The sequence below is a fragment of the Bacillus sp. FJAT-52991 genome (assembly GCF_037201805.1).
Classification (GTDB): domain Bacteria; phylum Bacillota; class Bacilli; order Bacillales; family Domibacillaceae; genus Bacillus_CE; species Bacillus_CE kandeliae.
Genome location: NZ_CP147405.1, coordinates 1 through 15,084 on the forward strand (window position 1 = coordinate 1; position 15,084 = coordinate 15,084).

16 protein-coding genes are annotated in these 15,084 nt (G+C 34.9%); 6 read left to right on the top strand and 10 right to left on the bottom strand.

All coding sequences use genetic code 11. The features are described 5' to 3' along the window. Positions 1–99: 99 nt before the first annotated feature. The 4 genes from WDJ61_RS18455 to WDJ61_RS18470 form a co-directional block, all read right to left on the bottom strand. A protein-coding gene (locus WDJ61_RS18455; RefSeq protein WP_338752444.1) for an IS3 family transposase occupies positions 100–1,448 on the bottom strand; the annotation gives its coding sequence in 2 pieces (ribosomal slippage) (positions 100–1,004 and positions 1,004–1,448; 1,350 coding nt in all). A gap of 367 nt (positions 1,449–1,815) precedes the next feature. Then, positions 1,816–3,132, bottom strand: a complete 1,317-nt coding sequence (locus WDJ61_RS18460) for an AsnC family protein (protein WP_338754856.1) — start codon at positions 3,130–3,132, stop codon at positions 1,816–1,818. A 363-nt stretch (positions 3,133–3,495) separates the two neighbouring features. After that, positions 3,496–3,783, bottom strand: coding sequence for a hypothetical protein (locus WDJ61_RS18465; RefSeq protein ID WP_338754857.1), 288 nt, complete (start codon positions 3,781–3,783; stop codon positions 3,496–3,498). A gap of 424 nt (positions 3,784–4,207) precedes the next feature. Continuing rightward, on the bottom strand, positions 4,208–4,726 hold the full coding sequence (locus WDJ61_RS18470) for an AAA family ATPase (protein ID WP_338754858.1): 519 nt from the start codon (positions 4,724–4,726) through the stop codon (positions 4,208–4,210). Between the two features lie 703 nt (positions 4,727–5,429). Between WDJ61_RS18470 and WDJ61_RS18475 the strand changes: the two genes are divergently transcribed. After that, positions 5,430–5,882, top strand: a complete 453-nt coding sequence (locus WDJ61_RS18475) for a hypothetical protein (RefSeq protein ID WP_338754859.1) — start codon at positions 5,430–5,432, stop codon at positions 5,880–5,882. 479 nt (positions 5,883–6,361) lie between these two features. Here WDJ61_RS18475 and WDJ61_RS18480 read toward each other — a convergent pair whose 3' ends face one another. Beyond that, a complete protein-coding gene (locus tag WDJ61_RS18480) occupies positions 6,362–6,646 on the bottom strand; it encodes a hypothetical protein (protein WP_338754860.1) in 285 nt (94 codons plus the stop codon). A 278-nt stretch (positions 6,647–6,924) separates the two neighbouring features. Here WDJ61_RS18480 and WDJ61_RS18485 point away from each other — a divergent pair, with 278 nt between their 5' ends. Beyond that, complete coding sequence (locus WDJ61_RS18485; protein ID WP_338754861.1) at positions 6,925–7,152, top strand: hypothetical protein; 228 nt, start codon at positions 6,925–6,927, stop codon at positions 7,150–7,152. A 144-nt stretch (positions 7,153–7,296) separates the two neighbouring features. Next, on the top strand, positions 7,297–8,181 hold the full coding sequence (locus tag WDJ61_RS18490; RefSeq protein ID WP_338754862.1) for a nucleotide-binding protein: 885 nt from the start codon (positions 7,297–7,299) through the stop codon (positions 8,179–8,181). Between the two features lie 87 nt (positions 8,182–8,268). Here WDJ61_RS18490 and WDJ61_RS18495 read toward each other — a convergent pair whose 3' ends face one another. After that, positions 8,269–8,817 (bottom strand): hypothetical protein, encoded by a 549-nt coding sequence (locus WDJ61_RS18495; RefSeq protein WP_338754863.1) that lies wholly within the window; start codon positions 8,815–8,817, stop codon positions 8,269–8,271. Between the two features lie 346 nt (positions 8,818–9,163). On the opposite strand from WDJ61_RS18495, the gene WDJ61_RS18500 reads away from it, so the two are divergent. After that, a complete protein-coding gene (locus tag WDJ61_RS18500) occupies positions 9,164–9,535 on the top strand; it encodes a hypothetical protein (RefSeq protein ID WP_338754864.1) in 372 nt (123 codons plus the stop codon). A 1,098-nt stretch (positions 9,536–10,633) separates the two neighbouring features. On the opposite strand, the gene WDJ61_RS18505 is transcribed toward WDJ61_RS18500, so the two are convergent. Both WDJ61_RS18505 and WDJ61_RS18510 read right to left on the bottom strand, forming a co-directional pair. Further along, complete coding sequence (locus WDJ61_RS18505) at positions 10,634–11,041, bottom strand: plasmid-related protein (protein WP_338754865.1); 408 nt, start codon at positions 11,039–11,041, stop codon at positions 10,634–10,636. A gap of 197 nt (positions 11,042–11,238) precedes the next feature. Continuing rightward, on the bottom strand, positions 11,239–11,520 hold the full coding sequence (locus tag WDJ61_RS18510; RefSeq protein ID WP_338754866.1) for a hypothetical protein: 282 nt from the start codon (positions 11,518–11,520) through the stop codon (positions 11,239–11,241). Between the two features lie 209 nt (positions 11,521–11,729). Here WDJ61_RS18510 and WDJ61_RS18515 point away from each other — a divergent pair, with 209 nt between their 5' ends. Both WDJ61_RS18515 and WDJ61_RS18520 read left to right on the top strand, forming a co-directional pair. Next, the gene (locus WDJ61_RS18515; protein ID WP_338754867.1) at positions 11,730–12,512 is read left to right on the top strand and encodes a ParA family protein; all 783 of its coding nucleotides are present in this window, start codon (positions 11,730–11,732) and stop codon (positions 12,510–12,512) included. Further along, the gene (locus WDJ61_RS18520) at positions 12,502–12,915 is read left to right on the top strand and encodes a hypothetical protein (protein WP_338754868.1); all 414 of its coding nucleotides are present in this window, start codon (positions 12,502–12,504) and stop codon (positions 12,913–12,915) included. Before WDJ61_RS18515 ends, WDJ61_RS18520 begins: the two co-directional genes overlap by 11 nt. 381 nt (positions 12,916–13,296) lie before the next feature. Here the strand turns inward: WDJ61_RS18520 and WDJ61_RS18525 are convergent, their stop codons facing one another. Both WDJ61_RS18525 and WDJ61_RS18530 read right to left on the bottom strand, forming a co-directional pair. Then, positions 13,297–13,683 (bottom strand): hypothetical protein, encoded by a 387-nt coding sequence (locus WDJ61_RS18525; RefSeq protein WP_338754869.1) that lies wholly within the window; start codon positions 13,681–13,683, stop codon positions 13,297–13,299. A 212-nt stretch (positions 13,684–13,895) separates the two neighbouring features. Then, positions 13,896–15,014 (bottom strand): amidase domain-containing protein, encoded by a 1,119-nt coding sequence (locus WDJ61_RS18530; protein ID WP_338754870.1) that lies wholly within the window; start codon positions 15,012–15,014, stop codon positions 13,896–13,898. Positions 15,015–15,084 lie beyond the last annotated feature (70 nt).

A 15,084-nucleotide genomic window follows, 5' to 3' on the forward strand; every position in this document is an offset into this window, starting at 1 on the left:
TACCATTCCCCCCTTAATCTTTCTCAACTTTTTTATCTTTTCTATAAATAAAAAACTCCCTCAAAATTGATCTGACCCAATAAAGTTAGACAAATAATTTTAGGCAGCTTCTAAGACTTGAGTTCGGTATTCTACTGGGCTCAGGTCTTTTAATTTTGCCTTCATTCGTTTGTGATTGTAATACTCAATATAATCTTCCAACTCTTTTTCAAAATGCTCCATACTCTCAAACTCTTGTAAGTATAGTAGCTCAGACTTTAATAAGCCGAAGAAATTTTCAATTACGGCATTATCTAGGCAGTTGCCCTTACGGGACATACTTTGTATAATTTGGTGATCTTGTAATGTTTTCTGATACTTTTTCATTTGATAATGCCAGCCCTGATCGGAATGAAGAATGAGCTTATCTTCTGGTTTCAAACGTTTAATCGCCTCATCTAACATATCACCCACGAGTTGATAAACGGGTCTACTCATAACTTTGTACGCAATAATTTCGCCATTACACAAATCGAGAACAGGAGATAGATAACGCTTTTCTCCAAATAGATGGAATTCAGTCACATCTGTTACCCATTTTTGATTCATTTTGTTTGCGTGAAAATCACGTTGTAATACGTTCGGCGCGATTTTACCTACGTTTCCTTTATAAGAACGGTACTTCTTCATACGTACCATGCATTTTAAGCTAAGTTCATTCATTAAACGATTGATGGTCTTCGGATCATGTGTAAAACCATATTTCTTCAGCTCTTTTGTGATGCGACGATACCCGTATCGACCTTTGTGTTCATGATAAATCTTCTTAATTGCCTCTTTTACATCGGCGTATTTATCCACTCGGTTTAATCTTTTTTCCCAATAATAATAAGTGCTGCGTGGAATACCTGCGACTTCAACTAAATCCACAACGTCATACTGACACTTTAATTCGAAAATTACTTGCGCTTTGATTTTGTTTGTAATTTTTCCTGCATTTGAACTAAAGTATTCAACTTTTTTAAGTAAGCATTCTCCATTTCTAAACGCTCAATCTTCGCTTGTAACGCTTCTACTGATCCTTCAGCTGGTGGCAATTTATTTGTTTCTTTCTTCATAGATGGACGCCCCTTTTTCTTTGGTTTTAGCGCGTCCAATCCTTCTGTCTTAAGCAACTGATCCCATTTATGAATAGTACTGGGGGAAGAAATATTAAATGTGCTTGCAGTTTCTCGAAGAGACGCGCCCGTTTCGTTCATAAAATTGAGTACGTCTAGTTTAAACTGACTGGAGTAACTTGTATAGCCCTTGTTAAAACCTTCAATGCCTTGCGCTTCAAACAATTTCACCCAGGTAATAACTAATGATTTCACTGTGCCAATGCTTTCTGCAATGGTTTTATAACCTTCCTTACCAGTTAAATAACGTTCTACCGCTTTTAATTTATCGTCTACTGTATACTTAGACATAAAAACACCCCATAAATGTTAGTTTGGTGTCTAACATTTATGGGGCAGTTCAAATAGAGAGAGTTATTAATTGATATATACGATCCGCTTTTCAAATTCTTACAAAGCCATTTTCGCTTGCGATTATCTAGATAAAATTATCCTACCACAGCTCTCAAAAAAGATCTGGGTGCTTTCTATCAAATAAGAAAAAAATTTTTGCTAAACAACATATAATCAACCTCGAAACGACCCAATAGAGGATCTCTCCAATACAAGATGACAACGATGACACCCTCATATCTTTGTTATTAACCAGTGTTCCAACAAGATCCCAAAACTAGTAGTCCATTTATAAGGGGTTTAAGGGGACACACCAGTACGAGTTTTATAATTGCTTTTTCAACTTACGAATATACCCTTCTGATACTCCTAACAATTGACCCAATTTAACATTACTGCATTTAGGATTTTCCTCTAGCAACTGCTGTAATTTAAATAACTTATCATCTGTTTTATCCTGCTGCTGTTTTATATACTGTTCTCGTTCCTGTACGCCTTCCTTACGACGTTTCTCACGCTTTGCTTTAGTATTCCTTTCCTGCTTTTCTTGGCCGTCTATAATGATAGAGAAATGCTCCATTTCTTCTGGTGTGATCTCTAATTCCTCTATAATGGTTTCGCTCTTCATGGGACGTATGATTCCGTCCATATTCTGATACCACATTTTGTAGTCGCGTTTAGCGAACTCTTCAAAAAACTTAATGGCATCGTCATACGCATTACCAGCTGTACGAGTTACTTCTTTCACCTTTTGGGGATCAGCTAGTTTATCGTTTAACTGATAGGCAAATCCTAATGTTGCCTCTTTATTTTTAAGTATCAAAGCAACTGTATAAGCGTATATGTATGTCAATTTGTTTCTTTTTTCTATATCACCATTACGAAGAGCAACTAATTTTTCAAGATCATTTTTCTTACCGTTATTTAAGCTGTAGAGGTTCCTTAATCCCTTATTAGATGGTATAGTGACCAAAGTTCCTTTTCGTTGCTTAGACGGCTTCCTACGACGTTCTAGCGGGGTACAATAACTATATAATCCTTCCAAACTATATTCTAACGTTCTCCACATATCTACTTTGACTTGTTTTCCATTCTTACTATTTACGCTGTAAGGTAAGCGGAAAACACGTGTTACGTCCGTCCCTGAAGTATCTGCACCTAAATGCTTTAGTTCAGAAATGAATTGTGTCGTTATATATTGCGATAGGAAAGCCATTTTAGGGCTTGCTCCGCCGCTTATACTATAAATCAACTGGATTCCACGCCCTGAATGTATGAAAAGATTAGGATTCGGAATCTTTAAATCTATAATAAGTCTTTTTATTTCTTCAGTTGCTGCTTCAACAGAAATATTTAGTTTATAACAATCAATATCCACACCGATGTTCCTAATTTGTTTCAATGATTGAGCCGTTCTTGATCCATATTCAAAAGCGTTCAAGCTTAAATAAACATCTTTCCGGCGTTTATTTGCTTCTGCGATCAATTCTTTAAGATCATTCAAGCCGTAAAAATGATGTTTCTTGTTATTTAAACGGAATGTACAAACAAACCCTGTAATTTTACTACTGGATATGTAACATTCATGCCAGTCATCAATAAATGTCTCATGGTTGTTTAATATTGGCTGTGAATTTCCCATGTTTTTTCCCCTTTCCCTATTGGAAAGGAACGTGTACCTATGCTATGATAGAGGTAATAATTTAATAAAAAGGGCATGATTTGTCCTTTCCTAAAGGGTACACTAATCCCTTTCTTGAAGAACCTCGTCCGGTCGCCAAACTAGAGCGAGGTTTTTTCTATGCCTATTATTCTATCAAATTTTGGCGTAGGATGTGCAAAAAGTTTGATAAATGGCGTAGTTAACCCCTTTAAAATTCGGCGATATTGGTGTGTTCCTCGATATTATGAGCGGGTTTTGATCCTTTTCAAGGGTAATTTTCAAAAAAATCCCCCGATTTTTCAAAAGATCGAGGGAATGATATAATACCTTAACTAATATGTTTTAAGCTTGGACCGTCTTGTTACCAGCAAGGCGGTTCTTTTCTTTATTGGATCCAATAAGATCGTTAATCCATGCTGCCACTTCACTATAGCTTTTAGGTTGTCTATTGAAGCGGTCTACAAACATTTTGGTGTTTTGCGCTTCCGCTTTTGCATTCCATTCTTCCGCTGTCGGCTCAATCAAACTGAAAGTGGCCACATTATCACCTAAGCCTTGTACATAATGATTTCCCGTGAATTCAATGTTTCTTGCTCTTTTCAGTACTTCAATCATTTTCTGTTGTTTCATCACTTCATGCCTCCAGTGTTATATCGATTGTTATAGTTGAATTCATTGATATTTTTCAAATAGCGGTAGCCTCGTAAGAAGCCATGAACAAAATGATCTGACGCTTCCGCCCCTAATAAATTAGTGCAAGCATCTACATATTTCTTTAAAGCCTGCTGTTCCGAAGCGTTTAACATTTCCTTTAAGGGGTCTCGCCAACATTTCGGAAATTTTGTACGCTAAGAGAGTTTCATAAAAGATGTAGATGATACTTTGATTTTGGAACACCTTTTGGTACTACTATTTAGCCTTAATTTAGTTTAAATGTGATAGTACATAAACGAACGTTATTGGAACATTCTTTTTATACCAACGGTTTTAGCCTTAACGTACAATATTTTCGTTTTGCTGTCGGTACCCCATAATAGAATAACTTAGAAGATTTTTAGTTTGAGTCAGTACCTAACTCATTCATAATGTGATCAACTGTTTCATGCGGTTGTTCTACACTATTATCAATCCATAATCCAATATGCGGAGTAGTTTTTAAAAACTCTTTACGCAAATTATCAACGTCAAAGCCGATATAACCAGCCTTGCCTCTATTATGTTCTCTTTCTCGGATAACATCAGCAGTAGGAGTTAATACAATAGGTTCCACTTTCTCAGGAGCCATTAATTCAAGAATATACGGAAGTTTTTCACCATAGTAATTATCTTGTACAATAACAGTAAAACCCGCGTTGCTGTACCCTTTTGCAACTTCTGCTGTTAGTTGATAGCGCAAATCCAGTTGAATTTCGGCTTCTTCACTAGGATTTTCGCTCATTTCTTCTCGGCCAGAAATAATCATTTTACGAAAGACATCCCCACGTAAGTGTACTGACCTCTTGAATTTTTTTGCCATCAATTCTGCAACAGTAGATTTACCACTTGCCATCGGTCCTGTAATTAAATAGATCACTGAAATCCCTCCATTAGTTATTATTAATCATGTGCTAGTTTATTAGTTCGTTCTCCACTCGAATCACACTTTCTAAATTTCCCCATATACTAAAAGACGCGTTCCTAAATAAACGCACCGATTCTTAAATAGTTGATTAATTCAATTATCCTCTCTATTTTTTAATACCAATTATTTCAAAATCAGATAGTCAACTCAATCTTTTTTTTTGCCAAAAATAAGCTTACCTTACTACAGATAAGCGCCCGATTGCTGAAGAATATTGGGTTATATTTACCATGAAAAACCTTTAGATAAAGCATATCCAAAGGGGGAAAACTTCGTAACTTTTTTATAAACATCGCATCTTTTTTACAAACATCGTGACTTTATTTCAAAGCCACAGATCCATCAACCATGTATAAAATCCTGAATAAACGATAAAAAACGACTAAGAGCCAAACCCCTGATACGCATGGGTTTGTTTTTTTTAGTTACTTCCTAAAATTGGTCTTGTGTTAACTAGATTTGTATGGGGTATTCATTTCTAAATCCTCATAGGGTTGTAGCATTTTGACCGTTCTTCTCTTTTGGAAATTAGTTGCAAGTATTTTGTTTCTTTTGCATCAGAACAAAAGAATCTGTTAAACATTCCCTTTTTCATATATATTAAAAGGGAATGTTTTCATTTTAATTTATTAAATGTATAACAGGGAGGAAAGTAATGAAATTTAAAAAAATAAGTACTGCTTTTTTAACATTGATATGTGCTCTCACGCTTCCCTTTTCTACAACATTGGCTGAGGGAACAAGTAAATCACCACCTACATCTAAGATGTTATTACCATACGCATCTGGAGGGTGGGATCATGTAGGAACTTCTAAAATAGATAGGTGGAATCAGATAGGATGGCATTCAGGTTATGCATATTCAACTGGAGGAGACTTTCTGGTTTGTGTAGAGCCTGCAAACAATTGGAAAATGACCTATACGTTATGGGAGTATGATAGTCCTTCTTATTCTAAGAAAGTAGGAACAAGAACTTATACAGGGATCGGTTGTTTAGCGCCATTTCGTGGTATAGGAGCTTATGTTGATGGTAGCAATAATAAAGCTGAATTTTTTATTTCTACAACAGACCCCGAAGGCACTGGAGTTGCTACGTTCTGGGATTAATCGGAAACAAATTCGAATACATGATAAAAAGGATTCTAGTGCATAGTTTGGATTAAAAGTAGTTTATGAAAGTAGCAATCCCCTATATAATATAGGAGTTGCTACTTTCTTTTCTTTGTATTCGGGGTAGCCCAATATTAGTTAAATAAGCAGCTAAAAGGATCTTTCAATTGGAGATCCTTTTTCAGTACCGATAACATCGCTTATGTTAACTATTCTCTTACATGTAAGATTACTGTATTACACCAGTTAGCACAGTCAGTAGACGCTTAAAATCACCCTTTAAATCATTTTAAAGTTGTGGCCTTATTTTCAATAAGGGAAAATCAAAACAAGCCCCTTAAAAAGCCAATATGGAGCTCTCAGTGGTATATAGGGGTACCGACAGCAAAACGAAAATATTGTACGTTAAGGCTAAATAGTAGTACCAAAAGGTGTTCCAAAATCAAAGTATCATCTACATCTTTTATGAAACTCTCTTAGCGTACAAAATTTCCGAAATGTTGGCGAGACCCCTTTAACTCCTGGAAAGATTCCTCTACCTTTTTAGCGATTTCAGCGGAATGGCTAGAAAGCGGGATCTCTTTGACTCCATAATCTAAGTCTTGAATAGCAATAGGTCTGAGAACGTCCGTTATTCCTTCCTTATAGCATGCCACTCCAAAATGAAGTGTATGGTCTAGACTTACATTAAGTGATGTCTCATCAGCAATTTGTGCGATTGTGCTTGGGGTAACCATACTTCGTCTATTTACTCTTACCATGTTGAAAATCCTCCTCATTAGTAGTTGAAGCGGCTTGCTGCCGCTTAGTTGTGTTTATCTTGCTCTCTATTAATCTAGGAAGTAGCGGTCTGTGACGCCCTTGTAACAGGTTATTGGAATACACTGTCGATTTCGATCATTTATTCACTCCTTTCGTTGAATAATGTCGTTCTGTACACATATATTAAAACGATATTTGCGTTTTGTGAAACGATATATGCATTTTATATTTCTATTTTAGTTTTAAGATGATAAAATAGAACTTGAGAGGTGAGACAATGAAAGAAATTAATTTACAGGACATGAGTGTTAAAAATGCTATTCGCATCATGATGGAAGATACTGATCTCGATCAATTCCAAAAGATCGCTAAGGCTTTAGATAAGCAAAAGTCTTCATTTCAATCATCATTGGATCGAAACACAGTTCGTGTAGAGGACTTAAAGAAAATAGCCGCTCTGCTCGGCTACACAGTAAAGCTGGAGAAAAACGAGGACGATCAGTAAAACACTAATCTTGTACATATCACCAACAAAACAGCAATAAAAAGAGCGGCCGCAGCGCCGCTTTTTTTGTTATTCATCATTAATCATGCTTAACATGGTAAAATTTAAATTATTTGTAAAGTAAATAGTATAGGGGGAGCTAGCATGTTTGAAAAACAAAACGAAAGACCTTACTTGATCATTTCTAAAGAAGAAGCGGAGAAACAAATTGAGGAACAAATTCAAAAAGGGTGCGAATTTTACAAACGGGAAGTACTATCAAAAGGAGAACTGGAACAAGTTCTAAATGATGTTGAAAGATGGATAAGATATACATACGAACTACTTGAATCATTTTTTAATAACACCGATCCAGCAAAAGAGTTTAAAAATGCTGGAGACGCATTACTCATCTCTATCAAAAAATCAATTCTTACTGAAGACATCGAAGACCTCTTTAAAGGTTTCATTAAAGATTTTAAGTTAGATCTTAATCACTATCTAGAAAACTTACGTAGCCTACAGGAACGACTAAAATTTTATGAACGACCTACAATCGAAACCAAAGAAGATACCACAGCACAACATAAATTGCCTTCTAAAATTAATACTAACAAAGTTTTTATTGTTCATGGCCATGATAACGAAGCAAAAGAGACTGTTGCTCGTTTTATCGAAAAAATAGGATTAGAAGCAATCATTTTACATGAGCAAGCTAGTGCTGGGCGAACCATTATCGAAAAAATCGAAGCTCATTCAGAAGTTGATTTTGCTATTGTGTTACTAACACCAGACGACGTTGGTGCAGCTAAAGATAAAAAAGACAATTTACAACCAAGAGCACGACAGAATGTTATTTTAGAGCTCGGTTATTTTATGGCCAAGTTAGGACGCGGAAAGGTAGCAGCATTACATAAAGGAAATACTGACATTCCTTCAGACTATCAAGGTGTTCTTTACACACCGCTGGATACCTCTGGTGCTTGGAAATACTTTTTGGCCAAAGAAATGCAAGCAGCTGGAATTAATGTCGATATGAATAAAATTTAATCCATTACATAAAAAAAGCGGCCGTAGCGCCGCTTCAGTTTGTAGACAAATCGTTAATATACGACTTGTTTTTTATTTTGATGTAATTTATTTTTTAGCACACGCACCGACACATCTGATAGCATCACTTGTTTTCAGAGCAGCAAATTGAGTGAGTGCAGCTAAACAAACAGGGTTAGGACCAAATATACATGAAACAGCTGTTACATCAACTATTAAGTCCCTTAACCATTTTGGTACACCTGAACGACTCAAACACTTATCCATACAACTTGAAAAACTAGCTTTTTTACTTAGAGTACTGTTTTTGTTGCAATCATTAGTAAAACATTCTTGTTTTGCTTTATTAATATATTCTTGATAGTTGTTTGATTGAACATCTAATTTTTTGTTTTCATTAGTAATTATCCACCCTGATTCTAATTCACTTGTTTCAGCATTAACAATATAGTCAATTCTGTCAATTCCATCTTGAGAAAAAAGGACATGTTTTTTGCCTTTGTTTAAGTTAAGGACTCTTAAGAATTGGTACGTAACTTTGCTTGGATCAGAATTATCGACTATAAACGACATATACCCTACATTTTCATCTAATGATACTTTTTTACTTTTCAATTTGTAAATAACAGCAGTCATGTTTGTCTCAGGAAATAAATATACTTCTTGTTGATAGAGTTCTATGTTTTCCTTTTTATGTTTTTTAATGACTTCTTTTTTAGTACTACTTATATATTTTTCATACTTTTTTATTTCCTTTTATCAGTTATTTGAATAGATAATTCATTTTCTGAATTTTCGCCATCTGTATTCATAGCATAAGTAGAAGAGGAAACGCCCAAGACTAAGAGACACATAACCATAAATGCTTTAAGTACCACTCTCATTTTCCATTAACTCTCCTTTTTGTTTGATTTTTCAAAATATTCAATAATATAATATTATCAAACAGAGTATCATATTACAATATTTAGGAGGTAAATAAATGATTGAAACCAAACAGAAATTGTTATTTGTTCTTTATTTGATGTTAATGATTGTTTCTTTAGTAGCACTCTATTTAAATTCTTATACTTTTCTTTGGATTTCTTCTTCCTTGTCATTAATATTCATAGTTATATATTTATTGAATTTTAATAAAGGTTCTTCCCTAAAGATCATAATTAAAAAACCCCTTATTTTGGCTATTTCAGTTTGTTTTATTGTGATCCTAATATACTTTTTGTTAGATTTATTTTTTTCTCTCCCTGAATTCGAAACAACAATGTTGATAAATGTAATTACAACATTGTTTATAGGAACTTTATATTTCTTTCTTTATTCTCAATCCATCCAAAAAAATAAAAAAGATCTTTAATTAGATCTTTTCAGACTGTAGCGGCCGCAACGCCGCTCTTTTTTCAGTAGTTACTGGTTCTGTGTTTCCTCCTCCTTGCTAGCGCCAAAAAATGTACATGAGAATGTCAATCCAATGTACATGAGAATGTACATGAGAATGTAAATGAGAGATAGTCGATAAACCGTTGATACGAATGGGTTTAAACGCTGTTATATTTTTACAATGTAAATGAGAATGTAAATCCAATGTACTTGAGGATGTAAATCTTATTAGTTAACAGCAATATAACAACAATAACAGCAATATATAAATATAACGTCGATCTCTCTGTCGAAAATCCTTTCGACCATACCTAAAAATCAGTTAAAAAACAGCTCTGTTCGGTTTTTGTTCGGTATCGTTTCTCGAAACGGAACACAGAACGATGTTAGAACAGTATAAACCCAGTTGTATCAATGGTTTAAACGTTGTTGTAAATCAAACGGAGAACGCTTCATGGTACGAAGTCGGAACGAACCCCGAATTAAATCAAGAATTAAAGAATTAAAGAGAGAGAAGAAAGAGACTCTGAATTTGGTTAATCTTCAAAATATCCAAACCCATCTCCATAAAATGGACGGAACAAGATAACTCTTAACCAAGAAGGTTGCTGGACAAAAAAATTAGGAAACTGCTAATAATGGCTAAACGTCTATAAACCTCTCAGAATCACCTCTAACAGACTTTTCGTTCCAACCATACAAAATATCGAATGCTGATTTTAAATGCGTGTATCAAAGCGACAGGTGGGTTTTTGTAGTATCTCCATGGTTTCATAAACAGGTTGAAAGCGGCATAAACAGAGGGGATATTTTACAAGTTATAAAATATAAAAACCCCCTTCACGAATGAAGAGGGTTTATCGTTACATAAAGATTATCAGCAGGGCGGCAATCCTGATCTCTGGTAACTACCCAATGGGTAGCGCGTGGGGAACCTTTCCCACCTCAAATAACCTTTATGTAGTTAATATATTCAATAGTTTGTTCAAATAAACAATTTTTATTGTTCTTTTCACTTATTATGATACACGTTAAAGCTCTTTTTGTAAACTAAGCGTTACAATTGAGAAGGGACTTATTTAGAAAAAGTTGAAAACGGATGAATACGCTGGGTACGCAAGCGTTTTTGAATCTTATCTGCCCCATTGTCTAATATATAAAAAGAACTCATAAACAAACCACTCTCCGCACTCAATTTGATGGGTAAAATAACATGATCGTTCACTATTTTATATATTTCTACTGTATGAGGTTCTTTAGGGTTCTGTCCAGCAAAATCAGGAAGAGCAATCATACCTGGTATATGTTGATGATATGTTAAAAAGTCATTCCAATGCCCTCGCTTTTGCAAATGCTTCAACACACCTGGAGGCATGTATACTTCTAAACTGGCACATTGGATAGAATAATGATCAATAATACATTCAGGTATAACCCCTACTAATTGTGTCTCTTTGGCGCTAGGATCTATATTTATTTTCATAGCATTACAACCTTTTTTCAGTTTATTATCCCAAGTATAAAACAAAAAGAAAAATTCGTACATTTAGCTGTAAAACCTACTAAAACCACGCACAACCTACCGAAACTTTTCCATAGAATTTGATGAATCACTCTTCTCTATATATTTTATATACCTGTAGGTTGTAGGTGTAAATTATATTAATAATTCCTCCCTTTTCATCGAATGGTTTTTGATCTTTTAACATGACCTATCCGAACAATTTTATGTAATTCATCTATCGGCTTAGCTTTTAGAATGAATGATATATCTTTAGGCTCTACCTCATGGCCAAGTTCATTCAACTTCTCTGCTACCTTAACTACACTTCCAGTATAGGCGTATTCTTTGATGACCAATTTTTCAAGAGTATCAGTCTTATATGATTCAACAAGATTGACATATTGCTGTAAGGAGTCAATCTTTTGTTTAGCTTGGGCGACTGTTAAGAACTTGTTCATAATAACACCTCTTTGTATGGAGATTATGTCCATCACTCATTTCGACATAAAGGCAAATCTTCCTGTGTTATATTGTCAATTTCTTCAATAGAAAAATCCCAATATAAAATACACCTACAACCTACAGGTATAAATAGATCATTGTAAGTTGGAGCGGCCCCATCTATAATTATAATAATAATAAAAAGAGAAAAAGGGAGTGAGAGAACATGAATAACAAGAAAGCGAAAATCATTACTTTTGGTATTAGCAAAGGTGGTTGCTCTAAAACAACTTCAGCTGGTATCACAGCTTATTTATTAAGTCAGGAAGCGAAAGTATTAGCGGTTGATATGGATGGCCAGGGGAACCTTACTCAATTCTTAACCGGTGTAGATGAGTTGTGCGACGTATTTGAAGAGCGGACCATACTGGAAGCGATCAAGGAACGAAATATTGAGAAATACATTGTTGAGATCAACGAGAACTTACATATCGTTCCTTCTAATGATTATCTGGCTCTTTTCCCTCGTTATGTGTATACAAAAGCAACGGATGAAAACAAAAACCTTATCTTATCCGATACCCTTTCACCTATAGTGAACCAATATGATTACATCATTATCGATACGCCTCCAGCTTTATCTGAGCAGACGATTAACTCTATTTCGGCAAGTGACTATGCGGTGATCATGAATGACGGCTCAAAGTTTTGTTATGATGCCATCCATAAATTTTTAGAGATTTGCGTAGCCACTCGCGAGAATGGAAACCCTGATCTGCAAATTGCAGGTGTTTTGTTCTCGATTGTCGACCCACGAACGGTTGATACAAAGGCCATGATCCAGCTTATCGATGAAGAATATGATGGCTATCGCTTTGATACGGTTATACAGCGGAGAGCTGCTACCAAAAGATTAGCGGTTAATGGATTTTTTGATAATAGTGAATTAGAAAAAGGAATCGGGGAATACCGTGTATTCGTGAAGGAGTTGAAAGAACGTGTCCAATAAACAACAAGATATCTTTAATAAAATTAAAGGGAAAACAGGAGCCAATGCGTTTGTTCAAAAAATGAACGAGGAGAAAGACGCTCCGGAAGAAACGACTTCATTTGAGGAATTCATCAAGAGTCTAAGTGAAGAAGAAGCGGAAATGAAAAAGAAAAAAAGAGTGAACGACACACATGTTAGTCACACTGTTTATATAGACAAAGAATTAAAAGAAGCGATGGATCTACTCGCTGGCATTTCAGAACGTGGTTGGAAAACACGCTTCTTGAATGGGTTAATTCGGAACGGACTAAAACCTTATGCTGAAACTTTGGAGCGGCTAAACGAGGCAAAGAAACAAGAAGAGAAATTGAAACAAAAGCTTCAAAAAGATTTAGAAAAAATCCATAACAGGGATCAATAACCGCTTTAAATCAAGGTTTTTCTTAAACTTATATACCTGTAGGTTGTAGGTATAATAATTAAAAATAATATTGCCTTTTAAGTTGTTTTGATTAAGCGCGTCCTAAAAGGAAAAGCCGTCCTCTCCAAATTCAAGAGGATGGCTTTTTATGTAGCTTTCAAATAAAGTTTGATCAAAATATGCTCTTAACACGATTAATTGAATTATTCTTTTATAAAAAAATTCGATCATTTTTTAATTCTTATAAAAATCAAGTACCATTTATTCTTCCTCTTGCAACAATGGAATCCCCCTTTTCATCCAGATAAGAGGGATTTGGAGTTTTCAATGGATTCAATTATCTATTTATGAACCATTAGTCTTGTCTCTTGAAAACCTACTTTAGTCTGCTATGTTTGCTTCATTATTTTGAACATCATACTCAATATAATTACTTTTCCATATTCTTGTTTCAACAATTAATTGCCGATTGTCTTTCTCAAAAAACAAGCTGCTGCCCTCTTGATTTAAATATACCCAGCCTTCTCTCTGCATTCTTTTTTTTAGTAATGCATACTGATCATCAGTAGATTGTTCTTTCGAAAGATATAGTCCGTTTCCATTAGGGGATTTTTCAAGAAAAACAATAGAGTTATCTGAATTCTCAAGAGCCTGCAAAGCTTCTAGATTCTTGTTTTCACTATCTTTAACGTACAAAATCACTATAAGCAGTATAAGTAATATAAATCCTAATACACCATACAATTTCGATTTTCCGAATTTTATCATTCTTTTGCCTCCAAATTATATCGCTTACAATTCCAATTATATCATGAATGTGAATAGGGAGATGCCTATCAAAATAACTTATTATAAAAAGTTCTCAGGGTTTTACGCTCTTTTCTATTCACAGGCAAATAAAATTAAAGGACATAAGTACAAATTAATAACGTACTCATGTCCTTTAGTTAATTTATTTCGGAAAGAAATTTATGTAACAGTTAATTTTTGGCTTTATCTATCTCATATCCATATATACGATAACCTGCATTAAGCCAAGTTTTCACTGTTGATAATTCCTTTTTATCCTCAGTATGTTGAGTTAGATATTTTTGGTTAGCTGCAGAACCATAGTTTTTTGTAATAATCGCTGTGTGCTCAATGTCGCCATCCTTAGTGTAATCTGCATTTATAGCGTCGCCGGTTTGTAACCATGACGTATACTTCGCTATGCCTGCTCGTCCTTTCCAATGAAGATAAAAGTTATGGGCTCCTCCCCAACTATATGCTGGAACTACGCCATAATTCCAAGACGTAGTACTAGTGTAACTCGGCCCGTATTTCATTTTCATGCCTCCATTGTACAGAGCTTGTGAAACAAAATTCGCACAGTCATTCCAGCAACTTTCCTGTTTCACAGTGCAGCCTTTTTTAGCGGCATAATAGTCATACATCGGATTTCTTCCATCCCACCATTTATACGCATAGTCCCTTGCTTTGATTTTATTATATCCATTGGCGGCTGCTTGTGACGCGTCTTCTGGCTCTTCACCCTCTTCGGTATACGGATCTTCAGCTAATGTTACAGTAGCTGGTGAATCATCTGTCACCGTTGGATCCTCCACAGTATAATCAGCATCTGGAGAAATAGGTAATAACTCATTCAATTCAATTGTCTCTTGTTCAGAGAGTTCACTGTTGTTTTCTAGCTTATCTTCGAATTTACCAATCTTCTTGTTTTTATCGTAGTTTTCATAAACATCCATGAATTTCACGAAATCCACTACTTTAGCCATGTCCTCATCATTAAAACTTTCAAATTGAGTTCCTAAAGACATAACAAATTCTTGGTAAGAGGGATCATCTAGATCAGTTTTAAGATTAATATCATTCTGCTTCATATAGGTATTAATGATTTTGATAGCATCCTTATGCTTTACCAACGCATTACCTTTTTCTTTTATTTTTCCATTCGGAAGCGTTTTGTAAGTGTCAATATCCTCTATCTGAATGACTTTAACTTTATTTTGGTTAGCTTCATTTTCAGCACCCATGACTACACTACCTTGAGCGGATACAAACATTGTAAATACTGCTGCTGCTGTCAAAAACTTTTTCATAATTGATTCCCCCTTTTTTTGAATTAACTGAATATAAAGATAATCTCCCGTTCCTTTCTTTTGATTTCCA